The 24,629-nt window shown below is 69.5% G+C and carries 26 protein-coding genes; 10 read left to right on the forward strand and 16 right to left on the reverse strand.

Annotation, left to right across the window (positions count from 1 at the left end):
• The first annotated feature begins 25 nt into the window (after nt 1-25).
• Nucleotides 26-919, forward strand: a complete 894-nt coding sequence (locus tag DES41_RS16485; RefSeq protein ID WP_114468739.1) for a DMT family transporter — start codon at nt 26-28, stop codon at nt 917-919.
• On the opposite strand, the gene DES41_RS16490 is transcribed toward DES41_RS16485, so the two are convergent.
• From DES41_RS16490 to tsaB, 3 genes are read right to left on the reverse strand one after another with little or no spacing between them, the layout of a single operon-like run.
• Nucleotides 906-1,772 carry a uracil-DNA glycosylase gene (locus tag DES41_RS16490; RefSeq protein ID WP_114468740.1) on the reverse strand — a complete coding sequence of 289 codons (867 nt, stop codon included), beginning with the start codon at nt 1,770-1,772 and terminating at the stop codon, nt 906-908. The genes DES41_RS16485 and DES41_RS16490 overlap by 14 nt on opposite strands.
• Before the next feature lie 13 nt (nt 1,773-1,785).
• Nucleotides 1,786-2,256, reverse strand: coding sequence for a ribosomal protein S18-alanine N-acetyltransferase (rimI, locus tag DES41_RS16495; RefSeq protein WP_114468741.1), 471 nt, complete (start codon nt 2,254-2,256; stop codon nt 1,786-1,788).
• Complete coding sequence (gene tsaB / locus DES41_RS16500) at nt 2,253-2,972, reverse strand: tRNA (adenosine(37)-N6)-threonylcarbamoyltransferase complex dimerization subunit type 1 TsaB (protein WP_245965739.1); 720 nt, start codon at nt 2,970-2,972, stop codon at nt 2,253-2,255. Before tsaB ends, rimI begins: the two co-directional genes overlap by 4 nt.
• 41 nt (nt 2,973-3,013) lie before the next feature.
• Here tsaB and dacB point away from each other — a divergent pair, with 41 nt between their 5' ends.
• Both dacB and DES41_RS16510 read left to right on the forward strand, forming a co-directional pair.
• Nucleotides 3,014-4,456, forward strand: a complete 1,443-nt coding sequence (gene dacB, locus DES41_RS16505; RefSeq protein ID WP_114468742.1) for a D-alanyl-D-alanine carboxypeptidase/D-alanyl-D-alanine endopeptidase — start codon at nt 3,014-3,016, stop codon at nt 4,454-4,456.
• 173 nt (nt 4,457-4,629) lie between these two features.
• On the forward strand, nt 4,630-5,787 hold the full coding sequence (locus DES41_RS16510; RefSeq protein WP_114468743.1) for an SGNH/GDSL hydrolase family protein: 1,158 nt from the start codon (nt 4,630-4,632) through the stop codon (nt 5,785-5,787).
• A gap of 64 nt (nt 5,788-5,851) precedes the next feature.
• On the opposite strand, the gene DES41_RS16515 is transcribed toward DES41_RS16510, so the two are convergent.
• Genes DES41_RS16515 through purE form a run of 4 tightly spaced genes read right to left on the reverse strand, consistent with a single transcriptional unit; the run spans nt 5,852 to nt 9,561 of the window.
• Nucleotides 5,852-6,820 carry an SGNH/GDSL hydrolase family protein gene (locus DES41_RS16515; protein WP_114468744.1) on the reverse strand — a complete coding sequence of 323 codons (969 nt, stop codon included), beginning with the start codon at nt 6,818-6,820 and terminating at the stop codon, nt 5,852-5,854.
• Between the two features lie 40 nt (nt 6,821-6,860).
• Complete coding sequence (locus DES41_RS16520) at nt 6,861-7,886, reverse strand: L-threonylcarbamoyladenylate synthase (protein ID WP_114468745.1); 1,026 nt, start codon at nt 7,884-7,886, stop codon at nt 6,861-6,863.
• Between the two features lie 2 nt (nt 7,887-7,888).
• Nucleotides 7,889-9,073: a 5-(carboxyamino)imidazole ribonucleotide synthase gene (locus tag DES41_RS16525; RefSeq protein ID WP_114468746.1), complete on the reverse strand. Its 1,185-nt coding sequence runs from the start codon at nt 9,071-9,073 to the stop codon at nt 7,889-7,891.
• Nucleotides 9,070-9,561: a 5-(carboxyamino)imidazole ribonucleotide mutase gene (gene purE, locus DES41_RS16530; RefSeq protein WP_114468747.1), complete on the reverse strand. Its 492-nt coding sequence runs from the start codon at nt 9,559-9,561 to the stop codon at nt 9,070-9,072. Before purE ends, DES41_RS16525 begins: the two co-directional genes overlap by 4 nt.
• Nucleotides 9,562-9,596: 35 nt before the next feature.
• Here purE and DES41_RS16535 point away from each other — a divergent pair, with 35 nt between their 5' ends.
• On the forward strand, nt 9,597-10,565 hold the full coding sequence (locus tag DES41_RS16535) for a tetratricopeptide repeat protein (protein WP_114468748.1): 969 nt from the start codon (nt 9,597-9,599) through the stop codon (nt 10,563-10,565).
• On the opposite strand, the gene DES41_RS16540 is transcribed toward DES41_RS16535, so the two are convergent.
• Complete coding sequence (locus DES41_RS16540) at nt 10,566-11,462, reverse strand: phosphoribosylaminoimidazolesuccinocarboxamide synthase (protein ID WP_114468749.1); 897 nt, start codon at nt 11,460-11,462, stop codon at nt 10,566-10,568.
• Between the two features lie 121 nt (nt 11,463-11,583).
• Nucleotides 11,584-12,471: a fructose bisphosphate aldolase gene (locus DES41_RS16545; RefSeq protein WP_245965740.1), complete on the reverse strand. Its 888-nt coding sequence runs from the start codon at nt 12,469-12,471 to the stop codon at nt 11,584-11,586.
• A 279-nt stretch (nt 12,472-12,750) separates the two neighbouring features.
• Between DES41_RS16545 and DES41_RS16550 the strand changes: the two genes are divergently transcribed.
• Nucleotides 12,751-13,521, forward strand: a complete 771-nt coding sequence (locus DES41_RS16550) for a DUF481 domain-containing protein (RefSeq protein WP_114468751.1) — start codon at nt 12,751-12,753, stop codon at nt 13,519-13,521.
• A gap of 6 nt (nt 13,522-13,527) precedes the next feature.
• Here DES41_RS16550 and pyk read toward each other — a convergent pair whose 3' ends face one another.
• Complete coding sequence (pyk, locus tag DES41_RS16555; RefSeq protein WP_114468752.1) at nt 13,528-14,976, reverse strand: pyruvate kinase; 1,449 nt, start codon at nt 14,974-14,976, stop codon at nt 13,528-13,530.
• Nucleotides 14,977-15,109: 133 nt separating this feature from the next.
• Here pyk and DES41_RS16560 point away from each other — a divergent pair, with 133 nt between their 5' ends.
• Nucleotides 15,110-16,210: a fatty acid desaturase gene (locus DES41_RS16560; protein ID WP_245965760.1), complete on the forward strand. Its 1,101-nt coding sequence runs from the start codon at nt 15,110-15,112 to the stop codon at nt 16,208-16,210.
• A gap of 70 nt (nt 16,211-16,280) precedes the next feature.
• Complete coding sequence (locus DES41_RS16565; protein ID WP_114468754.1) at nt 16,281-17,216, forward strand: DUF3014 domain-containing protein; 936 nt, start codon at nt 16,281-16,283, stop codon at nt 17,214-17,216.
• Here DES41_RS16565 and DES41_RS16570 read toward each other — a convergent pair whose 3' ends face one another.
• From DES41_RS16570 to def, 6 genes are all read right to left on the reverse strand, one after another.
• Nucleotides 17,217-18,410 carry a phosphoglycerate kinase gene (locus DES41_RS16570; RefSeq protein ID WP_114468755.1) on the reverse strand — a complete coding sequence of 398 codons (1,194 nt, stop codon included), beginning with the start codon at nt 18,408-18,410 and terminating at the stop codon, nt 17,217-17,219. It lies immediately after the preceding gene.
• A 69-nt stretch (nt 18,411-18,479) separates the two neighbouring features.
• A complete protein-coding gene (locus tag DES41_RS16575) occupies nt 18,480-18,818 on the reverse strand; it encodes an AzlD domain-containing protein (RefSeq protein ID WP_114468756.1) in 339 nt (112 codons plus the stop codon).
• On the reverse strand, nt 18,815-19,555 hold the full coding sequence (locus DES41_RS16580) for an AzlC family ABC transporter permease (protein ID WP_114468757.1): 741 nt from the start codon (nt 19,553-19,555) through the stop codon (nt 18,815-18,817). The genes DES41_RS16575 and DES41_RS16580 overlap by 4 nt, the downstream gene beginning before the upstream one ends.
• Nucleotides 19,555-20,505 (reverse strand): methionyl-tRNA formyltransferase, encoded by a 951-nt coding sequence (gene fmt / locus DES41_RS16585; protein WP_114468758.1) that lies wholly within the window; start codon nt 20,503-20,505, stop codon nt 19,555-19,557. Before fmt ends, DES41_RS16580 begins: the two co-directional genes overlap by 1 nt.
• A gap of 3 nt (nt 20,506-20,508) precedes the next feature.
• Nucleotides 20,509-20,979 (reverse strand): hypothetical protein, encoded by a 471-nt coding sequence (locus tag DES41_RS16590; RefSeq protein WP_114468759.1) that lies wholly within the window; start codon nt 20,977-20,979, stop codon nt 20,509-20,511.
• Nucleotides 20,980-20,984: 5 nt separating this feature from the next.
• Complete coding sequence (gene def, locus DES41_RS16595; RefSeq protein WP_114468760.1) at nt 20,985-21,503, reverse strand: peptide deformylase; 519 nt, start codon at nt 21,501-21,503, stop codon at nt 20,985-20,987.
• 183 nt (nt 21,504-21,686) lie between these two features.
• On the opposite strand from def, the gene DES41_RS16600 reads away from it, so the two are divergent.
• From DES41_RS16600 to DES41_RS16610, 3 genes are read left to right on the forward strand one after another with little or no spacing between them, the layout of a single operon-like run.
• Nucleotides 21,687-22,892: a LysM peptidoglycan-binding domain-containing protein gene (locus DES41_RS16600; RefSeq protein ID WP_211332993.1), complete on the forward strand. Its 1,206-nt coding sequence runs from the start codon at nt 21,687-21,689 to the stop codon at nt 22,890-22,892.
• A 24-nt stretch (nt 22,893-22,916) separates the two neighbouring features.
• Nucleotides 22,917-24,047, forward strand: a complete 1,131-nt coding sequence (gene dprA / locus DES41_RS16605; protein WP_114468762.1) for a DNA-processing protein DprA — start codon at nt 22,917-22,919, stop codon at nt 24,045-24,047.
• A 35-nt stretch (nt 24,048-24,082) separates the two neighbouring features.
• Nucleotides 24,083-24,532, forward strand: coding sequence for a Smg family protein (locus tag DES41_RS16610; RefSeq protein WP_114468763.1), 450 nt, complete (start codon nt 24,083-24,085; stop codon nt 24,530-24,532).
• The last annotated feature ends 97 nt before the right edge of the window (nt 24,533-24,629 follow it).

A 24,629-nucleotide genomic window follows, 5' to 3' on the forward strand; every position in this document is an offset into this window, starting at 1 on the left:
CCGGGCCCGCTACCATCGACCGCCTATGCAAGCATTGAGCACGAGACAAGCCGCCATGCTGGTGGCGCTCACCCTCGTCTGGGGGCTGAACTGGCCGGTCATGAAGATCGGCGTGACGGGCTACCCGGCGATCACCTTCCGCGTCATCTCGCTATGGATCGGCGCGCCGCTGCTGGGGCTGGGCCTGCTCGCGCTGCGCACGCCGCTGGCGGTTCCGCGCAAGTACTGGGGCGAGCTGTTCTGGCTCGGCGTGACCAACATGTTCGTCTGGCACGCACTGATGGTGCTGGCGGTGCAGGCGCTGTCCAGCGGGCGCGCGGCCATCCTGGGCTATTCGATGCCGATCTTCTCGGCCGTGTTCGGCGCGCTGTTCTTCGGCGAGCGGCTGCGCGCCCGCGCCTGGGCTGGTGTGGCTGCGGCCGCGCTGGGGGTGCTGCTGCTGCTCTGGCATGAACTGTCCAACATGGCGGGCCGGCCGCTGGGCGTGCTGCTGGCCCTGGTGGGCGCAGCGACCTGGGCCATCGGCACGCAGAAGATGCGGCGCCACACCATCCCGGTCTCCACGCCCGCGCTGGTGTTCTGGATGACCGCCATGAGCATGGTCATCATGACCGTGCTGGCCTGGCTGTTCGAGCGCGAGCGCTGGACCGCGCCGACACCGCCGGTCTGGGGCGCCATCCTCTACAACGGCGTGCTGATCTTCGCGCTGGCGCAGGTGGTCTGGTTCTCGCTGGCACGCGCACTGCCGCCCGTGGCCTCCACGCTGGGGGTGATGCTGATCCCCATCCTCGGCGTGTTCAGCGGCGCCTGGTGGCTGGGCGAAGCGCTGCACTGGCAGGACTGGGCCGCGATGGGCCTCATGGTGGTGGCGATCGCCTCGGTGCTGTGGCCAGCCCGGCGCGCCCTTACAGAGACTTGATCGTCTCCATGGCCAGGCACAGGTCGGCCCAGGCCTTGGCCTTCTCGGGCAGGCTGCGCAGCAGATAGGCCGGGTGGTAGCTCACGACCACGGGCACGCCCTCGTAGCGGTAGACCTTGCCGCGCAGCCGGCCCAACGGCTGGGTCTGCACGTCCGGCACGCTGCCGGCCAGCAGCGACTGCACGGCGAAGCGGCCCACGGCCAGGATGATCTTGGGCTGCAGCAGCGCGATCTGGCGCTTGAGGAAGGGCTCGCACTGCGCGACCTCGTCGAGCGCCGGATTGCGGTTGCCGGGCGGGCGGCACTTGAGCACGTTGACGATGAAGGCCGCCTGCGCGCCCTGCACCTCGCCATGGCGGCTCACGCCGACGGCGCGCAGCATGTTGTCCAGCAGCTTGCCGGCCTGGCCGACGAAGGGCTCGCCGCGCAGGTCTTCCTGCTCGCCGGGCGCCTCGCCGACGATGAGCCAGTCGACGCGCGGCGGCGCATCGGCCTGGGGCGCGGCGGGGCCGACGCCGAACACGGTGTTCTTGCGCGTGTCACAGAGCTTGCAGGCCACGCAGCCGGCCACGGACTGCTGCAACGTGGCCCAGTCCATGGCGGCGATGGCGGCGGCGCGGCCGTCGTCGACCTGGGCCGCAGCGGGCCGCGGCGCTGCTGCCGCAGGGGCGGCCGCAGCCACGGCAGGCGCCGGCCGCGCGACCACGGGCGGCGGCGCGACGGGCGCGGCAAGGGGTGCAGCCTGGGCCGCAAGCGGCGCTGCGGCCACCGCCTGCGGCGCCTGCGGCCACCAGACGCGCACATGCATCTCTTCCAGCATGGCGCGCTGGCGCGCATCGAGTTCGAGGGCCATCAGCAGCGCGCGCTCACAGTGGCAGACTCATGACGATGGCGTCTTCGCGCTTGAACGCCGACTCCGGGTAGTAGCCCTTGCGCTGGCCCACGCGCCGAAAGCCGTAGGCCGCGTAGATCTGGAATGCGCGCAGGTTGCTCACGCGCACCTCCAGCCAGAGCCACTGCGCGCGCTGGCCGCGCGACCACAGGCACAGCGCATCGAGCATCAAGCGGGCCCAGCCGCGGCGCTGGTGCGTGGGCGCCACGGTGATGTTGAGCAGGTGCACCTCGTCCACGCCCTTCATGGCGATGAAGTAGCCCAGCACCTCGTTGTCGCCGAGCAGCACCTGGGCCTGGTAGCCGGACGCCAGTGCGTCTTGGAAGTTGCGGCGCGTCCACGGGTGGGTGTAGGCCTGCTGTTCGATGGCGACCACTGCCGACAGCCAATGTTCGGTCATGGGCTCGAAACGGGCCTCGCCCGTCAGTTCCGGCAATGCGCTCATGGGGCAGCCGCCTTCTCGGCCATGCGCTCCGCGGTGGTCTTGGCCACCTTGTTGCGCACATAGCGGGGCAGCGCCTGCTCGGCCGGCACGGCAAGGCCTGCGGCCAGCAACTGTGGCGCCACCCGCAGCATGGCGGTGGCCAGTGGCAACACCGCCACGCCCGGCGCACCGGCCAGCCGCGCGCCGTAGGCTGCACCCGCATTGCCGGCCAGCGTCCAGCCGTCGGGCACGGCCAGCGCCTCGGGCGCCAGCAGGTCGAAATCGCCTTCCTGCAGCCAATGGCCGTCCACGAAGCGGTAGTGGCCGGCGTAGACCTCGTTCATGCGGGCGTCCAGCGCCGCCACGACCTGGGTCAGGCCGGCCACATGCCGCGCCTCGTCGGCCACGGCCAGCAGCGTATCGACCGGCAGCAGCGGCACGCCTTCCGGGCGCGTGGCCCGTGTGCCGAACGCCAGACCCTGGGCCACCGAACAGGCGGTGCGCAAGCCCGTGAATGAGCCCGGCCCGCAGCCGAATGCGATGGCATCGAGCTGCGCCAGCGCCAGGCCAGCCTGGTGCAGCAGGTCCAGAACCATCGGCAGCAGCGTGGAGGACGCCTGCGCACCGCCGGGGCCGCTGCTCTCCAGCACGCGCGCGCCGTCGCAAACGGCGACCGACAGGCTTTCGGTGCTGGTGTCGAATGCCAGCAGGCGCAGGCTGGGAGAAACGGAAAGCATGGGCAGGATTATCCGATGGGCCGCCGGTAGACTCGCCCGCCATGCGCTTGCCCCTGTCCCGGCTGGTCCCGCTGCTGGCGGGTTGGATGTTGAGCCTGCCGGGCGGGGCCGCCGCGCCTGGTGCCGAACGCCCGTTGCCGCCGGCGGTGGCCACAGCGCTGGCCCAGGCCAAGGTGCCGCGCGACGCCGTCGCCTTCCTCGTGCAACCACTGGACGGTGCCGCCCCGCGGCTGGCCCACCGCGTGGACGCGCCCATGAACCCGGCCTCGGTCATGAAGATGGTCACCACGCTGGCCGCCCTGGACCAACTGGGCCCGGCCTTCACCTGGAAGACACGCTTCTATGCCGATGGCGCCGTGGCCGATGGCGTGCTGCATGGCAACCTGTACATCGAGGGCGGCGGCGATCCCAAGCTCGTGCTCGAACGCGTGGACAGTGCCTTCCGCGCGCTGCAGGCGGCCGGCGTGCGCCAGGTGCGCGGCGACATGGTGCTGGACAACGGCATCTTCGAGGTGCCGGCGCACGACCCGGCCGCCTTCGACAACGAGCCCCTGCGCCCCTACAACGTCGCGCCCGACGGGCTGCTGGTCAACTTCAAGGCATTGATCCTGCGCTTCACGCCGCAGGCCGACGGCACCGCACTGGTGACGAGCGAGCCGCCGCTGACCGGGGTGGCCGTGCCGGACGCCGTACCGTTGGCCCGCGGCCAGGCCTGCGGCGACTGGCGCAGCGCCCTGCAAGCCGATTTCTCCGATCCCAACGCCGTGCACCTGCAGGGCAGCTTCCCCGCCCGCTGCGGCGAGCGCGACTGGGCCGTGGCCTACGTGGAGCCGTCCAGCTATGCGCAGCGCGCGCTGCTCGCCTTGTTCCGCGCGGCTGGCGGCCAACTGGACGGCGGCGCCCGCCAGGGCCGCCGGCCGGCCAGCGCCCGCCTGCTGCTGGAAGCGCCCTCGCTGCCGCTGGCCGAGGTCATTGCCGATGTGAACAAGCGCAGCAACAACGTGATGGCCCAGCAACTGCTGCTGACGCTGGCGGCCCAGCGGCGGCTGCCAGCGCGCATGGAGGACGGACGCGAAGCCATCGCCGCCTGGTGGCTCCGATTCGTCGGCAGCGCCACGCCAGGGCCCGTGCTGGAGAACGGCGCAGGCCTGAGCCGCGACGAGCGCATCAGCGCAAGCGCGCTGGCGCGCATGCTGGCGCGTGCCAGCCGGCATGCCGAGGCCACCACCTACCTGCAGTCGCTGTCGCTGGCCGGCGTCGACGGCACGACCGAACGCATGCGCGAGCGCGGACTGACCAACGTGGTCGGAAATGCCTGGCTCAAGACCGGCTCGCTGCGCGACGTGGCATCCGTTGCAGGTTACGTGCGGGGCCGCAGCGGGCAGCGTTACGTGGTCGTGGCCATGGTCAACCATGCCAGTGCGCCGGCCGCGCGGCCGGCGCTGGATGCCTTGCTGGAATGGGCTGCCGACGACGACCGGTGACGGCCTAATGCATGCAAACGCCCGATGACAAGGGAATTTGCACATCTTCTTTGGTCGACTTGCATGCTCTTTCGTTCAAAAATCGCCCGCGAAAGCGTGTCTGGCTGTAAATTTTGTGAGCGGGTCCGCGCACATGCACTGGCCGCTTGCATCAAGCCGTTGAAAGGAATTCCATGCAATTGAAGAAGACTTGCCTCGCCGTGCTCGCGGCCCTTGCGCTGGCCGCCTGCGGCGGTGGTGATGACGGTCCGACCTACAGCCGGCTGGTGTCGTTCGGCGACAGCCTGTCCGACGTGGGCAGCTACAAGACGCCGGGCATCGCAGCCCTGGGCGGCGGCAAGTACACGGTGAATGGCGGGGGGAACGAGATCTGGATCGAGCAGTTGTCGGTGCAACTGGGGCTGGCAGCACCCTGCGCAGCGCAGACCGGTCTCGAAGCCACCGGCATCTTCGCGGCACTCGCGGCGGCGATCACCAACCATGCGGGCTGCACCGCCTATGGCCAAGGTGGCTCGCGCGTCACCAATCCAGTCGGCCCCTGGAACAAGGCATTGCTGACGATTCCAGGCGAACAGACCCAGTTCCAGGGTCAACTGGGCCAGCTGACGGTTCCTGTGGTCCAGCAGATCGCAAACCACCTGGCGGCCTCTGGCGGCAGCTTCACGGGCAAGGAACTCGTGACGGTGCTGGCGGGCGCCAACGATGTTTTCGTCGCGACCGATGAACTCGCTGCCGTTGGCGCTGCTGCTGCAGCAGCAGCGACGCCGACCGCTACGTCGCCCGCACAGGTGGCTGCGGCAGTCCAGGCGGCCGTGCAGTCCGCCGCCCCCACGGCGATCGCCGCAATGGCCCAAGCCGGCACCGAACTCGCGGTGCAGATCAAGACCCAGATCGTCGCCAAAGGCGCCAAACGCGTCATAGTGTTGAACCTGCCCAACATCAGCAAGACGCCTGCAACGCTGGAAGCCGAAGAAGCCCTGCCGGGTTCGCAACAACTGGTCGATCTGATGACCACGACCTTCAATGCCGCGCTCAAGGCCGGGCTCGACGGCACGGCCGAGGTGTTGCAGATCGACTTCTATGCCCAGAACTCCCAGCACTCTGTCACGCCAGCCGCATTTGGACTCACCAATGCGAACACCCCCGCCTGCACCAACACCTTCCCTGACGCACCGGGCTTCCTCGCCCCTTCGCTGACCTGCACCACCGCCACGACGCTGGTCAACTCCTCGCGCTACCTGTTCGCCGACACCGTGCACCCGACGCCGTACGGGCACACCCTGGTGCGCGACATGGCCTTCGAAGCGCTGAAGGCCAAGGACTGGCTCTGAACCTCCAGCCAGCCCAAAACAAAAGAGCCCCGCGGGGCTCTTTTTCATTCTTGTCCTGGCGTACTCACCAGCGGTTGTTGATCCGACCGTAGGCGTACGTGCCGAACTGGCGCTGCAGATTCGGCGTGGTGTACAGCTTGTCCGCGAACATGTAGCTGTTGTACGTGACGCCGGAAGCGATGGTGCCGGTCGTGCACAGCGACGAGTTGATCTCGTTGCTGCCGATGCCGATGCCTGCACCCGCATCCGCCGACGTGCAGGCGACGTTGACCGAATTGTTCAGGCCAAAGCTCGAAATGGTGTCCTTGTCGGCCGCGAGGTTGAAGTAGTAGGCCGCGTCCACGTACAGCACGGTTTCACCCAGGTCGACCACGGAAACCAGGAATGCAGAGTTGAAGGCCTGGCTGGCGCTTTCGATGGCAGAGGCCTGGCCAGAAGCCTGGGCCCAGGGCGTGATGCCGAGGTTCATGGTGCCGACCACCACCACGTGTTTTGCGCCGGATGCGACCAGGTTCCGCGCCACGGTGCCGAGCGCCTTGCCCGCCGTGTCCGCGTTCTTCACGAACTCGTCCTGCGTCTGGGTGCCGGCCAGGAAGGCCTTGGCCTGCGCCAGCACATCGGCCATGCCGCCGTTGACGATGACCAGGTCGCTCTCCGCATAGGTGTTGCCTGCGGCCAGGAAGGCGGCGGCCTGTTCGGTCACGGTCAAGGTGTCGGAACTGCCCAGCAGGTCGGGCTTTTCCACCACGCGGGCACCGTTCCTGGCGTAGCCGGTTCCGCCAGCGTTCGAGGCGGTGATGGTGATGCCGTACTCCGCGGCCACCTGCGCCAGCCAGTGGTTGGTCGTGCCGTCGTTGACGGTGTACCTGTTGCCGCTGGATTGCCCCACATCGGAGAAGGCGTCGCCAAAGGAAATCAGACGGCTGGGCTTCAGCTCCGACTCGGTGGTGCTCGATCCGCAGGCGCTCAGCAACACGGCCGAGGCACCCAGGGCCACGGCGGCCAGGGCGCGCCGCCAGGAAATTCGACTCATCGGTCTCTCCAGAAAAAGTTGCGGGAGTGTACGACCGCGGTCAGGCAGCTGCCGCACGTTGCAAACGGTCACGTATACCCGCCCACGCGTCATCGGACGGGGGCATTTCCACCCAGATCAGGCGCACGCCTGTCGCGTCGAGCTCGCGCAGCACGGCGAACAGTTCGCGCGCCGCACCGGCCGCGTCGGCCGGCATGCGCCGCACCAGAACGCGGCGCGAAGGACTGCGCAGGGCGGTGCGCGCATAGACCGCCACGGTGGGCGTGGCATCCACGGCCGCATCCAGCTCCGTGCCCAGCACCTGCAGCGCGGCCTGCAAGGCGGCAGCGTCCATCAGGCGCACGCTGGCCTGCGGCGCGTAGTGCGCAGCCAGGGTGCCCGAAGCGCGCGGGTCGGCCGCCAGCTCGTCCTTGCCGCGCACGGGCTGGCCGCAGACGGCCTCGATCTGCTCGCGGCTGATGCCGCCGGGGCGCAGCAACACCGGCACGCCGCGCGTCGCGTCGACGATGGTCGATTCGATGCCGACATCGCAGGCGCCACCGTCCAGCACCAGCAGGCCCTCGCCGAACTCCGAGGCCACGTGTGCCGCCGTGGTCGGGCTCACGCGGCCGAACTGGTTGGCGCTTGGCGCCGCCACGCCGGCCACACCCAGCTCGGCGGCGGCGCGGAACACGGCCTGGGCCACGGGATGGGAGGGGCAGCGCAGGCCGATGGAGTCCTGTCCGCCGGCCGCCTTGGCGCCCACGGCGCCGCGCCGCGGCAGGATCAGCGTGAGCGGACCGGGCCAGAAGCGCCGGATCAGCGCTTCGGCCCATGCCGGCCAGTCCTGCGCGAAGTGCGCGAGCGCGGGCGGCAGGCCGCCGGCATCGCCAGGCGCGACGTGCACGATCAGCGGGTGGTCGGCCGGGCGGCCCTTGGCGACGTAGATCTTGTCCACGGCCGCGTCGTTGCCCGCGTCGGCCGCCAGGCCGTAGACGGTTTCGGTCGGCAGGCCCAGCAGCTCGCCGGCGGCCAGCGTCTGGGCCGCGCGCGCGATGGCACCCGGTTCGGCAGCAGCAAGGATCATGGTCAGAACGGCGCGATGCCCAGGATGGCGGCCACCCGCAACGCGGTGGCGCGCACCGCCTCGGGCGTGGCGCCCGTCACGTTCAGGTGGCCCATCTTGCGGGCGCGCGCGGCCTTGAGCTTGCCGTACAGGTGCAGGTGCACCCCAGGCAGGGCCAGCACGGCATCCCAGGGCGGCGTGACAGCCTCTGCGCTCACCTGAGCCCGCTGCCCATTGGCGTCGAACCACAGGTCGCCGAGCAGGTTCAACATGACGGAGGGGCTGTGCAGGCGCGGCGCGACCAGCGGCAGGCCGGCCAGCGTGCGCACCTGCAGATCGAACTGCGAGACGTCGCAGGCGTCGATGCTGTAGTGGCCGCTGTTGTGCGGGCGCGGCGCGATCTCGTTCACGACGAGGCGGCCGTCCTGCAGCACGAAGAACTCCACGCACAGCACGCCCACGTAGGCCAGGCCCTCGGCCACGGCGCGCGCGGCGGCGACGGCCTTCTCGCAGATGGCGGCCGGCAGCACACCCTCGTGCACGGTGGTCACGGCCAGGATGCCATCGCGGTGCAGGTTGTGCTGCACCGGAAAGTTCACCATGGCACCGTCACGGCCACGCGCCACGATGACCGAGCATTCGTCGGCCAGCGGCAGCATCTGCTCGAGCACGCAGGGCACGCGCTGCAGGCGCGCCCAGGCGGCCGCCAGCTCTTCGCGCGTGCGCACCCGCGCCTGGCCCTTGCCGTCGTAGCCCATGCGCGCGGTCTTGAGAATGCCTGGCAGGAGCTGGGCACCGACCCGCTCGAGCGAGGCCTGGTCCGTGATCTCGGCATAGGGCGCGCAGGGCACGCCGATGCGCGTGAAGTGCGCCTTCTCGGCGCTGCGGTCCTGGGCGATGGCCACGGCTTCGGCCGCGGGGGCCACGGGCCGCTGCGCCGCCAGCTGCGCCAGTGCGGGCGCAGGCACGTTCTCGAACTCGGTGGTCACGGCATCGCACAGGCGCGCCAATTCGGCCAGACCCTGGGCATCCAGGTAATCGGTCTGCACATGGTGGTGGCTCACGCGCCCCGCGGGGCTGGACGCATCCGGGTCCAGCACGGCCGTGAAGTAGCCCATGCTCTGCGCCGCGTGCACGAACATGCGGCCCAGCTGGCCGCCGCCCATCACGCCCAGCGTGGCGCCGGGCAACAAGGGGGGCTGCGTCATACCGGGGGCAGCGTCATGGCCTGGGCGGCCGCGGTCTGCTCGGCGCGGAAGGCATCGAGCCTGGCGCGCAAGGCCGGGTCGTTCACGGCCAGCATGGCGACGGCGAACAGCGCCGCATTGGCGGCCCCGGCCACCCCGATCGCGAAAGTGGCCACCGGGATGCCCTTGGGCATCTGCACGATGCTGTGCAGTGAATCCACACCCTGCAGGTGCCGGCTGGCCACGGGCACGCCCAGCACGGGCACCGTGGTCTTGGCCGCCAGCATGCCGGGCAGGTGGGCAGCACCGCCCGCGCCCGCGATGATGGCCGCCAGGCCGCGGCCGGCGGCGGCCTCGGCGTAGGCGAACATCTCGTCCGGCATGCGGTGGGCGGAGACCACCCGTGCTTCGTGTGCGATACCGAATTGCTGGAGAATCCCCACCGCATGCTGCATGGTGTCCCAGTCGCTGCTGGAGCCCATGACAATTCCAATTTGAACTGCGCTCATCGCGCAATTTTACTTTTCACCCCCAGGTTCTCCCGATGATTGACATCACTCTCGACAATTTCCAGGCCGACCTGATCGAAGCCTCCCTCCAGCAGCCGGTGTTGCTGGACATCTGGGCAGAATGGTGCGGCCCCTGCAAACAGCTGGGCCCGGTGCTGGAAAAGCTCGAGCGCGACTACGACGGCCGCTTCCTGCTGGCCAAGCTCGACGCCGACAAGGTGCCGCAGATCGCCCAGCAGCTGAGCCAGATGTTCGGCGTGCGCAGCATCCCGTTCTGTGTGATGTTCTCGGGCGGCCAGCCGGTGGACGGCTTCGTCGGGGCGGTGCCGGAGTCGCAGATCCGCGAGTTCCTGGACAAGCACGTGCCGGGCGAGGAGGAACTGGCCAGCGCCGACGAGGCCGAGGCCGCGCAAGAGCTGCTGGAAGCCGGCGATGCCGACGCCGCGCTGGTCAAGCTGCAGGAAGCGCTGGCCGTGAACCCGGCCAACGACGATGCCCGCTACGACTATGTGAAGCTGCTGATCTCCGCCGGCCACTTCGAGGATGCAGGCGCTGCGCTGCAGCCGGCGCTGGTGCAGATCCCGGTGCAGCTGCGCTTCGAGGCGCTGGCGCAATGGCGCGCGGCACTGGAGGCGGTGGCTGCCGACCCGCGCCGGGACTGGAGCGTGGAGCAGTTCGACGCCAAGATCGCCGAGAACAAGCGCGACTTCGACCTGCGCCTGGCCAAGAGCCGCGTGCTGCTGGCGCGTGGCGAACCCACCGCCGCCATGGAGGAGCTGCTGGAGATCGTCATGCGCGACAAGAAGTGGAGCGACGAGCTGCCGCGCAAGACCTACATCGCCATCCTGGAGCTGCTGACGCCGCCCAAGCCCAAGGCGGCGGCCGAGGCCGGCGGCAAGAGCGCCGGCGGCATCGAGCTGACCGGCAAGGCCGCCATGGCGGAAGACCCGCAGGCGGCGCTGGTCTCCAGCTACCGCCGCAAGCTCAGCATGGCGCTGAACTGATCAGCCGTTGAGGCGCTGCCAGGCTTCCTGGTACTTGGCAGCGGTCTTGTCGATCACCTCGCGCGGCAGCCGCGGCGCCGGTGGGGTCTTGTCCCAGGGCTTGCCGTTGATGCGCACCGATTCGAGCCAGTCGCGCACGAACTGCTTGTCGTAGCTGGGCGGATTGCTGCCTTCCTGCCAGCTCTCGGCCGGCCAGAAGCGCGAGGAATCCGGCGTCAGCACCTCGTCCATCAGGTGCAACGTGCCGGCATCGTCCAGGCCGAATTCGAACTTGGTGTCGGCGATGATGATGCCCTTGGTCCGGGCGATGGCACAGGCGGCCTCGTAGATCGCGATGCTGGTGTCACGGATCTTTGCGGCCAGTTCCGGGCCGACGATCTCGACCACCTTCTCGAACGTGATGTTCTCGTCGTGCGCCCCGGCCTCGGCCTTGTAGGCCGGCGTGAAGATCGGCGCGGGCAGCCGGCTCGCGTTCTGCAGGCCTGCCGGCAGCGGCACGCCGCAGACGGCCTGGCCTTCCTGGTATTCCTTCCAGCCGCTGCCGGCCAGGTACCCGCGCACCACGGCCTCCACGGGAATGGGCTTCAAGCGCTTGACCAGCATGGCGCGGCCCTGCACCTGCTCCACCTCGTCGGGCGCCACCACACTCTCGGGTGCATCACCGGTCAGGTGGTTGGGGCACAGGTGGCCGAGCTGGTCGAACCAGTACAACGCCATCTGCGTCAAGAGCGCGCCCTTGCCGGGGATGGGCTCGCCCATGATCACGTCGAAGGCGCTGATGCGGTCGCTGGCCACCATCAGGATGCGGTCGGTGCCGACAGCGTAGTTGTCGCGCACCTTGCCGCGGGCCAGCAGCGGCAGGGAAGTCAGCTTGGAGGTGTGCAGGGCAGAGGTCATGGTGCGGGCCGCAAGGCGTCGGAGAGTCGGGAAACGGGTCGTCGGCGATTGTCCACGACGGCGGCCGCCCAGAAAAAAGGCCGCGGATTCCGCGGCCTTGGCCTGGCGTGGTCGCCAGGGCTCAGGTGATCGATGCCTGGTAGATCGATTCGATGGCGCCGTCCAGCGCGCTGTTGTACTCGGCGTCGGACTGCTGGGCGGTCAGGCCTTCGGTCAGCGCGCGGCTGAAGCTGGCGATCACGCCGGGGTTCTTGGCCAGCATGGCGTTCGAGTCGGCACGGCTGTAGCCGCCCGACAGCGCCACCACGCGCACAACTTTGGGGTGCTTGACCAGGTCGCTGTAGAAGCCGTCCACAGTGGGGATGGTCAGCTTGAGCATGACCTTGGCATCGCCCGGCAGCGCGTCCAGGCGCTGGATGAAGCCGGCCTTGAGCAGCGCCTCGGCTTCCTTCTTGTCGGTGGCCTTGATGTTGACTTCGGGCTCGATGATGGGCATCAGGCCGCCCTTGAGGATCTGCAGGCCCACGGCGAACTGCTGGTCCAGCACAGCGGCGATGCCCTTGGCATTGGCGCTGTTGATGACCGAACGCATCTTGGTGCCGAAGATGCCCTTCTTGACCGCACGCGCCACCAGGGCGTCGAGCTCGGGCATGGGCTTCATGAGTTGCACGCCGTCGGCTTCGTCGGCCAGGCCCTTGTCGACCTTCAGGAAGGGCACGACCTGCTTCTTCTCCCACAGGTACTGGGCGGCGTCCATGCCGTCGAACTGGCGGTCCATCGTCATCTCGAACAGGATGGCGCCCAGCACGCGGCGGCCGTCGAAGGCCGGGCTGGTAACGATGCGGTTACGCATGGCATGCACCAGGTCGAACATCTGCGCGTCGCCGCTGTAGGTGGATTCATCCACGCCGTAAAGCTTGAGCGCCTTGGGCGTGCTGCCGCCGCTCTGGTCCAGAGCGGCGATGAAACCGTTGCCGGTGGAGACTTTGTTCAGCTGTTCCTGATTCACTGGTGACACCTTCTTGGGATGGGGGCCGGGGCGGCGGGGATGCACAAAACCGCGGAATTGTAGGGGGATGGCCGGCGAAATCCGGTGAAACCCGAGTGCCGCGGCTGGTAACCAGCCCGTAACCAACATCGGGGACGGACAGGACGCTGCGGCGCTGTCGGACAAGGGCGCGACCCGGCGCCGGTCTCAGCAATTTCTCCAAAGCCCAATTGCTGCACCGCACACCATTACGGACCCGAGCGCGCCCAGCGCTTTTTCTTTGCCAGGAGGATCCATCCGATGCCGTCGACCCGTCTCTCGCTCCGCCATGCCGCCATGGCCACCCTGCTCGCAGCACCGCTGCTGGCGTCGGCCCAGGTCACGCTCAAGCCCGACAACAAGTGGCGTTACCTCTTCACCGCCGGCGCCAATGCCGCCACCGGCAACAACGAATCGGTCGCCCTGAACCTGACCGGCGAGGCCGCGCGGGTGAGCGCGATCGACAAGTGGACCTTCCTGGGCCAGGGCGCCTACGCCCACAGCGATGGTGAGACGCAGACCGAGCGCTTCGCGCTGGGCACGCAGTACACGCGCGACCTGACGCCGGTGTGGTTCGGCTTCGGCTCGGCCGATGCCCTGCGCGACAAGCTGGCCAACCTCTCCTCGCGCATGTCGGTGGCCTCCGGTGTGGGCTACCACGTCATCAAGAACGAGCAGACCACCTTCGACGTGTCGGGCGGCCTGGGTTACAGCCGCGACCGCTTCATCGAGCCGACCGAGATCGACGGCAGCGTGAGCGACGGCTACGGCCGCCTGGAGCTGGTGCTGGCCGAAGAGTCCAACCACAAGCTGACGCAGACCACCAGCCTGCGCCAGCGTCTGGCGCTCTACCCCAACCTGCGCGACACAGGTGAATACCGCGCCAGCTTCGACACCAACGTCACGGTGGCGATGACCCAGTCCATGAACCTCACGGCCGGCCTCAGCGTGCGCTACAACAGCGACCCAGGCTCGGGCGTGAAGAAGACCGACGCGATGTTCGTGACCGGCGTGTCGTTCCGCTTCGACTGAGGCGCCTCAGCGCACCACGCAGATCTTGAGCATGTTGGTGCCGCCCGGGGCACCCATGGGCTCGCCGCAGGTGATGGTGTAGACGTCGCCGGTCTGCACGATGCCGCGCTTCTTGAGGTGGGACTCGGCCTGCTCGAGGGCCGTGTCGCGGTCGGTGTGGGAGTCCATCAGCAACGGACGCACATTGCGGTACAGCGCCAGCTTGCGCTGCGTGGCCAGGCGCGAGGTCAGCGCGTACATGGCGATGTGGGCGCGGTGCCGGCTCATCCAGAGCATGGTCGAGCCGGAATCGGTCAGCGCCACGATGGCCTTGGCGCCCACGTGGTGCGCGGTGAACAGCGCGCCCATGGCGATGGACTGGTCGATGCGCGCGTAGTGGCGCCCGCTGAAGTCGGCGTCCAGGTTCTTGTCCTCGGCGCCTTCGGCGGCTTCGCAGATGCGGCTCATCTCCTGCACGGTTTCCAGCGGGTAGCGGCCCGAGGCCGTCTCGGCCGACAGCATGACCGCGTCGGTGCCGTCCAGCACGGCGTTGGCCACGTCGCTGACCTCGGCGCGCGTGGGCACCGGGTTGGTGATCATGGACTCCATCATCTGCGTGGCCGTGATGGCCACCTTGTCCATGTCACGCGCCATGCGGATCATCTTCTTCTGCAGCGCCGGCACAGCCGCGTTGCCGACTTCCACGGCCAGGTCGCCGCGCGCGACCATGATGCCGTCGCTGGCACGCAGGATCTCCTCGAGCTTGGGGATCGCCTCGGCGCGTTCGATCTTGGCGATCATGCCGGGCTTGTGGCCGCTCTCGGCGCCCGCCACGTTGCACAGCTGGCGTGCCATCTCCATGTCGGTGGCGTTCTTGGGAAAGCTCACAGCCACGTAGTCGGCCTGGAAGCTCATGGCGGTCTTGATGTCCTCCATGTCCTTGGCCGTCAGCGCCGGCGCAGTCAGGCCGCCGCCTTCCTTGTTGATGCCCTTGTTGTTGGACAGCTCACCGCCGAGCTTGACCGTGGTGAGCACCTGGTCGCCCTTGACGGCATCGACGACCAGCACGATCAGCCCGTCGTTGAGCAGCAGCCGGTCGCCAGCCTTCACGTCGCGCGGCAGGTCCTTGTAGTCCAGGCCCACGCCGTCGATGTCGCCCGGCTCGGTGCGCGCAGCGTCGAGGACGAACTTCTCGCCCGGCACCAGCAGCACCTTGCCTTCGGCGAACTTGCCGACGCGGATCTTGGGGCCTTGCAGGTCGGCCATGATCGCCACTTCGCGGCCAGCCTTGCGGGCGGCCTCGCGCACCATGGCGGCACGCGCGATGTGGTCCTGCGCCGTGCCGTGGCTGAAGTTGAGGCGGACCACGCTGACCTTGTGGATGATCATCTGCTCCAGCATCTCGGGCGTGCTGGAAGCCGGGCCCAGGGTGGCGACGATCTTGGTGGCGTGGCGGGGAAGTCGGGTCGTGCTCATGCTTGAGTCTCCTTGTCCCGGCCATTCTCACATGGCAGTGCGACAGATCACGCAGGCTTTGACCTCCGTCACGACACCGGCCCGGCCGCTGGGCTACGGTGCCGGTCCTTCCTTCGCACGCACTGTTTCCGCCATGTACCGCTCTCCCGCTCCGGCCCGGCCGGAACTGCCCGCGCCGCTCGCGCCCCAAGCGCCCTTGCCGCACCGCAAGACCATCCGCTCCTGGCTGGTGCCGATCGCCCAGCGCAGCACGCTGCGCGCCTGCGTGCTGCTGGCCTTCGACCTGGTGCTGTTCGCCGCGCTGGTCGTCGGCACCGTGCTGATGCCGGCCTGGTGGCTGCAGCTGGCCTGCGCGCTGGCCGCCGGCTTCGTGGTCGGCCGGCTCTTCGTCATCGGCCACGACGCCTGCCACCAGAGCCTGACGCCGCACCGGCGCCTGAACCGCTGGCTCGGCCGCATCGCCTTCCTGCCCTCGCTGACGGCCTACAGCCTGTGGGACATGGGGCACAACGTGGTGCACCACGGTTTCACCAACCTCAAGGGCGTGGACTTCGTCTGGGCCCCGGCCACGCAGGCCGAATACCGCGCCATGCCGCCGCTGCGCCGGCTGTGCGAGCGCATCTACCGCAGCGGCTGGGGGCCGGGCCTGTACTACATGGTGGAGATCTGGTGGAAGAAGATGATGTTCCCGCGCCGCAGCGGCATGGGCAACAGCTACCGCCCGGTCTTCACGCGCGACTGCCTGCTGGTGACCGGCTTCGCCGCGCTGTGGATCGCCGCGCTGGTCGCCGCCGCGCTGGCCACCGACCAGGCGGTGTGGCTCGTGCTGCTGCTGGGCTTCGGTGTGCCCATGGTGTTCTGGTTTCACATGATGGGCTTCGTGATCTATGGCCACCACACCCACGTCAAGGTGAAGTGGCACGACGACAAGGCCGCCTGGCAGCGCGCCCAGCCCTTCGTCTCGACCACCGTGCACCTGACCTTCCCGCTGCAGATCGGCGCGCTGATCCACCACATCATGGAGCACACGGCGCACCACGTGGACATGAGCATCCCGCTGTACAAGCTCAAGGAGGCCCAGGCCGTGCTCGAGCAATTGCTGCCCGAACGCATCATCGTCCAGCGGTTCTCGTGGAGGTGGTACTTCGCCACCGCGCGCGCCTGCAAGCTCTACGACTTCTCGCGCCAGTGCTGGACCGACTTCCAGGGCCGCCCCACCCTCGAGATGGCTTGACCCCAGGCCGCGCAGGGGGAACGCGCGGGCCATGCGAGGATCACACGGCCACACACTGAAAGGAGACCGCATGCCCGCATCCGACCACCGCGACCTGCACCCGCCCCGCGCATCGGGCGCGTCCTGGATGCTGGGGCTGCTGGCCGTCGCGCTGGCAGCGGGCGGTGCCTGGTGGTTCTGGGGCCGGCCCGCCGAGCCTGCACCACCCGCCCCGCCGCCCGTGGTGGCGGCACCGCCCGCGCCCGCCGCTGCAGCCAGCGCGCCACCACCGCAGGTGGCGGCCTCCGGGCCGGAGCATCCGATCGAGGTGCCGCCGGCCCAGGGCCAGGCCCTGCCGGCGCTGGCCGAGGCCGATGGCCCGGTCACCGATGCACTGGTCGAGCTGCTCGGCCGCGGCCCCGTGCAGGCCCTGCTGCTGACAGACGGCTTCGTGCGCCGCGTGGTCGCCACCGTCGACAACCTGCCGCGCGCCAGCGCGCCGGCGCGGCTGTGGCCAGTGCAGCCCACGCCGCAGCGCTTCCTGGTACAGGGAGAGGGAGACAAGGCCCAGATCGCGCCGACGAACGCCGGCCGCTATGGCGCCCTGCTGTCGTTCGCCGAGGCCATTCCGCTCGAGCGTGCGGTGCAGCTCTACGGCCGGCTCTACCCGTTGTTCCAGCAGAGCTATGAGGAGCTGGGCTACCCGGGCCGCTACTTCAACGACCGCCTGGTGGCGGTGCTCGACCACCTGCTGCAGGCGCCCGAACCGCAGGGCCCGCTGGCGCTGCAACTTCTGGAGGTGCGCGGCGAGGTGGCCGATCCGCGCCCCTGGGTCCGTTGGGAGTTCACCGATCCGCAGCTGCAATCGCTGTCGGCCGGCCAGAAGATGCTGGTGCGCATGGGCCCGGCCAATGCAAAGCGTGCCAAGACGCTGCTGACCAAGCTGCGCCGCCTGGTGGCCGCTGGCGCAGCCACCGCACCCGCGATCGGAGCGCCGGTGGCACCGGCGGCCTCGGCGCCGCGCTGATCAGCCGGCGGCGCGCTTGGACAGGATCTCGAAGGCCGGCAGGGTCTTGCCCTCCAGCACCTCGAGGAAGGCGCCGCCACCCGTGGAGATGTAGCCCACGTCCTTCTCGATGCCGTACTTGGCGATGGCGGCCAGCGTGTCGCCGCCACCGGCGATGCTGAAGGCGCTGCTCTCGGCCACGGCGCGTGCGATGGCTTGCGTGCCCTTGGCGAAGGCGTCGAACTCGAACACGCCGACCGGGCCGTTCCAGACGATGGTGCCGGCCGCCTTGAGCTGGGCCGCCAGCCGGGCCGCGGTCTTGGGACCGATGTCCAGGATCAGGTCGTCCGCCGCCACGTCGGCTGCGGCCTTGACCGTGGCCGGCGCGTCGGCCGCGAAGGCCTTGGCCGTGACCACATCCTCGGGAATGGGCACCTCGGCGCCGCGTGCCTTCATGGCCTCGATCACGGCCTTGGCCTCGCCGACCAGGTCGGTCTCGGCCAGGCTCTTGCCGATCGGCATGCCGGCGGCGAGGAGGAAGGTGTTGGCGATGCCGCCGCCGACGATGAGGCCGTCCACGTTCTTGGCCAGCGACTGCAGGATGGTCAGCTTGGTGCTGACCTTGGAGCCGGCCACGATGGCGATCAGCGGGCGCTTCGGCGCCGCCAGCGCCTTGGTGATGGCATCGATCTCGGCCGCCAGCAGCGGGCCCGCGCTGGCGGTCTTGGCGAACTGGGCAATGCCGTAGGTCGTGGCCTCGGCGCGGTGGGCCGTGCCGAAGGCATCGTTCACATAGATGTCGCACAGCGCGGCGAGTTTCCTGGCCAGCGCCTCGTCGTTCTTCTTCTCGCCCTTGTTGACACGGCAGTTCTCCAGCAGCACGACCTGGCCGGGCTGCACCTGCACGCCGTCGACCCAGTTCGCAACCAGCGGAACCTCGCGGCCCAGCAGTTCACCCAGGCGCTTGGCCACCGGGGCCAGCGAGTCCTCGGGCTTGAACGCACCCTCGGTCGGGCGGCCCAGGTGCGAGGTCACCATCACGGCCGCGCCGGCGTCCAGCGCCATGCGGATGCAGGGCACGGAGGCGCGCACGCGCGTGTCCTCGGTGATGTTGCCGGCATCGTCCTGCGGCACGTTGAGGTCGGCGCGGATGAAGACGCGCTGGCCGGCGGCCTTGCCTTGGGCACACAGGTCGGAGAAGCGGAGAACGTTCATGGTGTGGTGGTAGAGGATGGTGGACGACAGCCGACCATTGTAGAAAGCGCCCTACCGCTGCTCCTACCCCTACCAGCCCAGCCCCAGGTGCAATGGCAGGTAGACGGCCATGCCCACCAGCATGGTGCCCAGTACGCCGCCCCGCCAGAAGTACCAGGCGGCGCCGGCCAAGGCAGCGTACAGGCGCGCGTCCTGCCAGGTGGAGATGACATGGCCGTCGGTCATCACCACCTCGGGCAGCACCACCGCCGCCAACGCCGCCACCGGCGCGTAGTGCAGCGCGCGGTGCGCCCAGTCGGGCAGGCCCCAGGGCCGGTCGAGGATGAAGAAGAAGCAGCGGGTGAACACCGTCACGCCCGCCAGCCCGACGATGACGGCCAAGGTCCACAAGTCGGTCGTGCCGCTCACCTCTCGTCTTCCTCGTCCGGGTTCAGGCCCAGTTGCTTCTCCAGCCAGAAGCAGACCAGCACGGCCGTGCCGATGCCAGCGACGATGTTGAGCCTGAGCGGCAGCGCATAGGCCGCCACGGCGGTGGCAGCGGCGATCAGCGCGGCCAGGATGCGCAGCCGCGTGGTGGCCATCGAGCAGACGATGGCCAACAGGCTCAGCACGCCGGCAAAACCCAGGCCCCAGTGCGAAGGGATGAAGTTGGCCAGCGCGATGCCGACCAGGCTCATGCCCATCCACGCCATCCAGGTCACGCAGTAGCCACCGGTGAGGAAGGCCTCCTGCGCCTGCAACTCGGCTGGCGTGTTCCCGGGCGTCGCATAGCGGCGCGTGAACATGGCGTAGCTCATGTCGGCCGTGAGGTAGCCGTGCAGCAGCCGGCGCCAGCGCGGCATGTGCAGCAGGTAGGGCCGCAGATGCAGGCTGAACACCACGAAGCGCAGGTTCACGCAGAAGCCCGTGGCCAGGATGACCCAGAACGGCGCGCCCGCGATCAACAGGGGCAGCGCCGCCAGCTGCGAGCTGCCCGCGTAGACCAGCAGCGTCATGGCCACGGCCTCGACCACCGACAGGCCGGACTTGAGCATGGCCACGCCCGTCATGAGGCCCCAGGCGCCGATGCCCATGGCCACCGGCAGCATCTCGCGCCAGGCTTCGCCGAACGCCGGCCGGCGCCGGATCTCCGACGACCAGAACATCAGCCCAGCACCTGGCCGGGCTGGATGGCGAAGCCTGCCAGCACAGCCGCAGCCGGCAGGCGCTTGCCGCCGGCACGCTGCAACTCGGTCAGCAGCAGCACGCCGTCGCCGGTGGCCACGGCGAGGCCGGCAGCGTCGGCCGCCAGCACGGTGCCTGGCGGCAGGCCGCAGGCGCCGGGCAGCACGCGGCCGGCCCAGCACTTGAGCGTCTCGCCGCCCAGCTGCGTGGTCGCGCCCGGGAACGGGTCGAAGGCGCGCAGCCGGCGTGCGATGGCGGTGGCCGGCAGCGTCCAGTCGATGGGCGCCTCGGACTTCTCGATCTTGTGGGCGTAGGTGATGCCTTCGGCCGGCTGGGGCCGGGGCTGCAGGCGGCCGGCTTCGGCCTGGCGCAGCGTCTCGACGATCAGGCGCCCGCCCTGTTCGGCCAGGCGGTCGTGCAGCTGGGCGGTGCTGTCCTCGCCGATGGCCAGGCACTCCTCCACGAGCATGTCGCCGGTGTCCAGGCCGGCGTCCATCTGCATGATGGTCACGCCGGTCTTTTGGTCGCCAGCCTCGATGGCGCGGTGGATCGGCGCGGCGCCGCGCCAGCGCGGCAGCAGGCTGGCGTGGATGTTCAGGCACCCCAGGCGCGGCAGGTCCAGCACCCATTGCGGCAGGATCAGCCCGTAAGCGGCGACCACCATGGCGTCCGGCCGCGCAGCCAGCAGGGCCTCGCGCGCGGCGGCCGCGTCCTCGGGGTACTTGCCGTCCAGACGCAGGCTGCGCGGCTGGGCCACGGGCCAGCCGTTCTCCAGCGCGAACTGCTTGACCGGAGAGGCCTGCAGCTTCATGCCGCGGCCGGCGGGCCGGTCGGGCTGGGTCAGGACGAGGGGGATCTCGAAACCGTCGGCGTGCAGGGCCGCCAGGGCCACCCGCGCGAACTCGGGCGTGCCCGCGAAAACAATGCGCATGGATCAGTTGATGGTGTGCCGCATGTTGCGCCAGTCCACGCCCTCATGGGCACGGCGCACCACACCGGCGGGGTCCAGGTAGACCCAGTAGTACAAGTCGATCATGCCTTCGCGCCAGCGGTAGCTCAGGATGGGACCGTCCCAGCTGCTGACGCGCTCGTTGTCGGGCGCCGGGCCGAACTCGCGCTCGACATCGGCGCGCGTCCACGAGCCATCGGTGGCGATGCGCGCGAAGTCGCTGCGCGTCATGACCTGGCGCACGCTGCGCACCTTGCCGCCGGCATCCAGGTCGACCATGAAGACCCGCTGGCCAGAAGGCTGCTGCGAATACTGCAGCCGCTGGCCGCCCGGCAGGGCCACGGTGCGCGTGGGCTGGCCCCAGGACGACAGCACCTGCTCTCGCGCCATGCCGGGTTGCACGCTGGCGCAGGCCGCCAGCAGCAGGGGCAGCGCGGCGGCAATCAGGCGCAGCATGGGAATCAGGCGGCGTCGCGGGCCAGGTCGCGCTGGGCCTTGAGCATCTTGGTCTTGATGCGGTTGCGCTTGAGCGGCGACAAGTACTCGACGAACACCTTGCCCAGCAAATGGTCCATCTCGTGCTGGATGCAGATGGCCAACAGCCCCTCGGCCTCGACGCTGCGCGACTGGCCCTCGCCATCGAGCGCCTGCACGCGGATGCGGCTGGCGCGCTCGACACCGTCGTAGATGCCGGGTACGGACAGGCAGCCTTCGTCGCCGAGCTCGCGCTCGGGGCTGGACCAGGTGATCTCGGGGTTGATGAGGACCAGCGGTGTATCGCGCTCTTCGGACACGTCGATGACGATCACGCGCTCGTGCACGTCGACCTGTGTGGCGGCCAGGCCGATGCCCTTGGCGTCGTACATGGTTTCCAGCATGTCGGCCACGAGGGCCTTGATGCGGTCGTCCACGGCGGCCACCGGCTTGGCCACCTTGTGCAGCCTGGCGTCAGGGTATTGAAGAATCGGAAGCAGAGCCATGGGAACGCGAAGATCGGAGTTGTGGCTATTTTCGCCACTTTTGGCCGACCGCCTGGGCGGCCAGGGCAATAATCGTTGTCCGATCAGGGGCTCACGCGCACAATTGCCAGCGATCTTTCGCGCGATTTCCGAACGGCGCGGCCACCATCACGCTTCGCTCAAAGGATGTTTCTGGTGCAACGCATGACGACCAACCACAGCCTGGGGATCGCCGCGCTGGCCGCCGCGACCGCCCTGCTGGCCGCCCCTGCGCAGGCCCAGAACCACCCGATCACGCCCAGCCAGCGCGACACCGCCACCCAGGTGGCTCAGCGCGGCGTGCCCCTGTCGGAGCTGGCGCCCAGCGCGCCGGACAGTTACACGGTCAAGAGCGGTGACACGCTGTGGGGCATTTCCGGCCTGTTTTTGGCCCGGCCCTGGCGCTGGCCCGAGCTGTGGGGCATGAATCTGCAGGACATCCGCAACCCGCACCTGATCTACCCGGGCCAGCAGCTGTTCCTGCACAAGGACGGCGACCGCGCACGGCTCAGCACGCGGGCCCCCGGCGCCGATGGCCTGGCCACGGTGCGCGTGTCGCCACGCGTGCGCTCCACATCGCTGGCCGACAGCGCCTTGCCCACGCTGTCGCCCAGCGCCATCGAACCCTTCCTCACCGAATCGCTGGTCGTCGAAGAGAACGCGCTGCAAAACGCGCCGCGCATCGTCGCCACGCGCGAGCAGCGCGTGATGCTGGCCAAGGGCGACCGCGCCTACGCCCGCGGCTCGGTGGAATTCCCGCTGGCGCCCGTGCCGGGCAGCCAGCCGGCCGCCTTCCGCGTGGTGCGCAACGCCGTGCCGCTCAAGGACCCGGTGTCCGGCGAGGTGCTGGGCTACGAGGCCTACTACCTGGGCAAGGCACAGCTGCTGCAGGGCGAGGGCACGCGCGACATCACCGACAAGGACGGCAAGACCACCGTGGAGGTGGTGCCCGCGTCCATGGACATCCTGGTGTCCAAGGAAGACATCCGCGTGGGCGACCGGCTGCTGCCCGAGCCACCGCCCGAACTGACGCGCTACGTGCCGCATGCGCCTTCCGGCCCCGTCGACGGCCGCGTGGTGTCGATCTACGGCAGCAATGGCATCTCCAATACCAACGCGGCCCAGAGCCAGGTGGTGGCGATCAACAAGGGCACGCGCGACGGCCTGGAACGCGGCCACGTGCTGACCCTGCTCAGCGATGGCGGGCGCCTGCCGGACAGCACCGATCCCGCCAAGGCCATGCTCAAGCTGCCCGACGAGACCAACGGCATGCTGATGGTGTTCCGCACCTTCGAGCGTGTGTCCTATGGGTTGATCCTGGACATCCAGAGCGGCGTGAAGGTCGGCGACCGGCTGGTCGCCCCGCGCTGAGGCCCATCCCGCGAGGGGCCGCCCATGGAGCGCAGCGACCTCAGCCACTGGCTCCGGCTGCTGGGCACGCCGGACATCGGCAACGATGGCGCGCGCCGCCTGCTGACGGCCTTCGGTTCGCCGCATGCGGTGTTCGATCAGAGCGCCGCGGCGCTGGCCCAGGTCGTGCACGCGCGCCAACTGCGTCAATTGGCCGAGCCACCGGCCGGGCATGCGGATCTGCTCGACAAGACCTGGCAGTGGCTGCAACAACGGCCCGAGCAGCGCGCTGTTCTGGTGCCCGGCCAGGACGACTATCCCGCCACGCTGCTGCACATGGCCGACCCACCGCTGCTGCTGTACGCGACGGGCGACCTGGCGCGCTGGCGCGCCTTCGCCGCAGATGCGGGGCGCGGCCTGGCCATCGTGGGCAGCCGCAAGCCCACGCCCCAGGGCTTGGCCCATGCACGGCAGTTCGCGCGCGGGGCAGCCTCGGCCGGCTGGACCATCGTCTCCGGCCTGGCACTGGGCGTGGACGGGGCGGCGCACGAAGGCGCACTGGAAGGCACGGCCGACGACGCCTCCCAGCCGGCCACCGTGGCGGTGGTCGGCACCGGGCTGGACAGCGTCTATCCCAAGGCCCACCTCGCGCTGGCCCGCGTCATCGCTGCGCGCGGCATGCTGCTCTCCGAGTACCCGCTCGGAACGCCGCCGCTGGCCGCCAACTTTCCGCGCCGCAACCGCCTCATCGCAGGGCTCAGCCGCGGCACGCTGGTGGTGGAGGCGGCGCTGCGTTCGGGATCGTTGATCACCGCGCGGCTGGCAGCGGAACAAGGCAAGGAGGTGTTCGCCATCCCCGGCTCCATCCATGCGCCACAGGCGGGCGGCTGCCACCAGCTGATCCAGCAAGGGGCCAAGCTGGTCACGCGGATCGAAGACGTGCTCGAGGAATTCGACCCGGCGACCGCAGCGCGCCCCACGGCTGCGCCGCCCGAGCCGCCGCCCGACGACGACGTGCTGGCCCATATCGGCTTCGACCCCATGGGCCTGGATGCACTGGCGGCCCGCACCGGTCTGCCGACCGCAGTCCTGCAGGCGCGCCTGCTGGAGTTGGAGCTGGACGGCCACATCGTGCGCCTCCCCGGCGCGCTGTTCCAACGCTTCGCGGCAGCCTGAACAAGGCAGCCGGGCGGCTGCGCTATATTGGGCCCATGTTCGAAGTGCTCGCTTACGTCTACGAAAACTACTGGCGCGGCGATGCCTGCCCCGAGCCGCAGCAGCTGGGCCGCAAGCTCAGCGCCGTGGGTTTCGAGGCCGAGGAAATCAGCCAGGCGCTGGACTGGCTGAGCGGTCTGCGCATCGGCACGGTGCACGAGGCACTGCCGCCGAGCACGGCCATGCGGGTCTACACGCCCGCCGAGCGCGAGCACCTGGGCCCGGAATGCCTGGGCTTCGTGCACCTGCTCGAGGGCGCCGGCGTGCTGCCGCCCGCGCAGCGCGAACTCGTGGTGGACCGGGCCATGGCCGCGCCCGGTGCGCCCGTGGCGCTGTCCGAGTTCAAGATGATCGTGCTGATGGTCTACTGGAGCAGCGGCACCGAGCCCGATGCGCTGGTGCTGGACGAACTCTCGCAGGACACCTCGGCACGCACGGCCCACTAAGAAGCTGTGAACGAATCGCTCACGACCACGCAAGGCCCGATGACTGCCGGCGCCCATCGCCTTCGTCGCGTCCTGCGCCTCGCCCTTCCGGCCGGGG

Source organism: Pseudorhodoferax soli, assembly GCF_003337555.1.
Classification (GTDB): Bacteria; Pseudomonadota; Gammaproteobacteria; order Burkholderiales; family Burkholderiaceae_C; genus Pseudorhodoferax; species Pseudorhodoferax soli.

Coding starts and splice junctions, on each gene's coding strand:
- DES41_RS16520 (WP_114468745.1), bottom strand. CDS start 7,886: ATGATCCTTGCTGCTGCCGAACCGGGTGCCATCGCGCGCGCGGCCCAG.
- DES41_RS16565 (WP_114468754.1), top strand. CDS start 16,281: ATGCCCGCATCCGACCACCGCGACCTGCACCCGCCCCGCGCATCGGGC.
- dacB (WP_114468742.1), top strand. CDS start 3,014: ATGCGCTTGCCCCTGTCCCGGCTGGTCCCGCTGCTGGCGGGTTGGATG.
- DES41_RS16590 (WP_114468759.1), bottom strand. CDS start 20,979: ATGCTGCGCCTGATTGCCGCCGCGCTGCCCCTGCTGCTGGCGGCCTGC.
- fmt (WP_114468758.1), bottom strand. CDS start 20,505: ATGCGCATTGTTTTCGCGGGCACGCCCGAGTTCGCGCGGGTGGCCCTG.
- pyk (WP_114468752.1), bottom strand. CDS start 14,976: ATGAGCACGACCCGACTTCCCCGCCACGCCACCAAGATCGTCGCCACC.
- DES41_RS16540 (WP_114468749.1), bottom strand. CDS start 11,462: ATGACCTCTGCCCTGCACACCTCCAAGCTGACTTCCCTGCCGCTGCTG.
- tsaB (WP_245965739.1), bottom strand. CDS start 2,972: ATGCTTTCCGTTTCTCCCAGCCTGCGCCTGCTGGCATTCGACACCAGC.
- DES41_RS16610 (WP_114468763.1), top strand. CDS start 24,083: ATGTTCGAAGTGCTCGCTTACGTCTACGAAAACTACTGGCGCGGCGAT.
- DES41_RS16490 (WP_114468740.1), bottom strand. CDS start 1,772: ATGGCCCTCGAACTCGATGCGCGCCAGCGCGCCATGCTGGAAGAGATG.
- DES41_RS16600 (WP_211332993.1), top strand. CDS start 21,687: ATGACGACCAACCACAGCCTGGGGATCGCCGCGCTGGCCGCCGCGACC.
- def (WP_114468760.1), bottom strand. CDS start 21,503: ATGGCTCTGCTTCCGATTCTTCAATACCCTGACGCCAGGCTGCACAAG.
- DES41_RS16580 (WP_114468757.1), bottom strand. CDS start 19,555: ATGTTCTGGTCGTCGGAGATCCGGCGCCGGCCGGCGTTCGGCGAAGCC.
- DES41_RS16485 (WP_114468739.1), top strand. CDS start 26: ATGCAAGCATTGAGCACGAGACAAGCCGCCATGCTGGTGGCGCTCACC.
- DES41_RS16510 (WP_114468743.1), top strand. CDS start 4,630: ATGCAATTGAAGAAGACTTGCCTCGCCGTGCTCGCGGCCCTTGCGCTG.
- DES41_RS16525 (WP_114468746.1), bottom strand. CDS start 9,073: ATGACGCAGCCCCCCTTGTTGCCCGGCGCCACGCTGGGCGTGATGGGC.
- DES41_RS16550 (WP_114468751.1), top strand. CDS start 12,751: ATGCCGTCGACCCGTCTCTCGCTCCGCCATGCCGCCATGGCCACCCTG.
- DES41_RS16570 (WP_114468755.1), bottom strand. CDS start 18,410: ATGAACGTTCTCCGCTTCTCCGACCTGTGTGCCCAAGGCAAGGCCGCC.
- dprA (WP_114468762.1), top strand. CDS start 22,917: ATGGAGCGCAGCGACCTCAGCCACTGGCTCCGGCTGCTGGGCACGCCG.
- rimI (WP_114468741.1), bottom strand. CDS start 2,256: ATGAGCGCATTGCCGGAACTGACGGGCGAGGCCCGTTTCGAGCCCATG.
- DES41_RS16560 (WP_245965760.1), top strand. CDS start 15,110: ATGTACCGCTCTCCCGCTCCGGCCCGGCCGGAACTGCCCGCGCCGCTC.
- DES41_RS16535 (WP_114468748.1), top strand. CDS start 9,597: ATGATTGACATCACTCTCGACAATTTCCAGGCCGACCTGATCGAAGCC.
- DES41_RS16515 (WP_114468744.1), bottom strand. CDS start 6,820: ATGAGTCGAATTTCCTGGCGGCGCGCCCTGGCCGCCGTGGCCCTGGGT.
- purE (WP_114468747.1), bottom strand. CDS start 9,561: ATGAGCGCAGTTCAAATTGGAATTGTCATGGGCTCCAGCAGCGACTGG.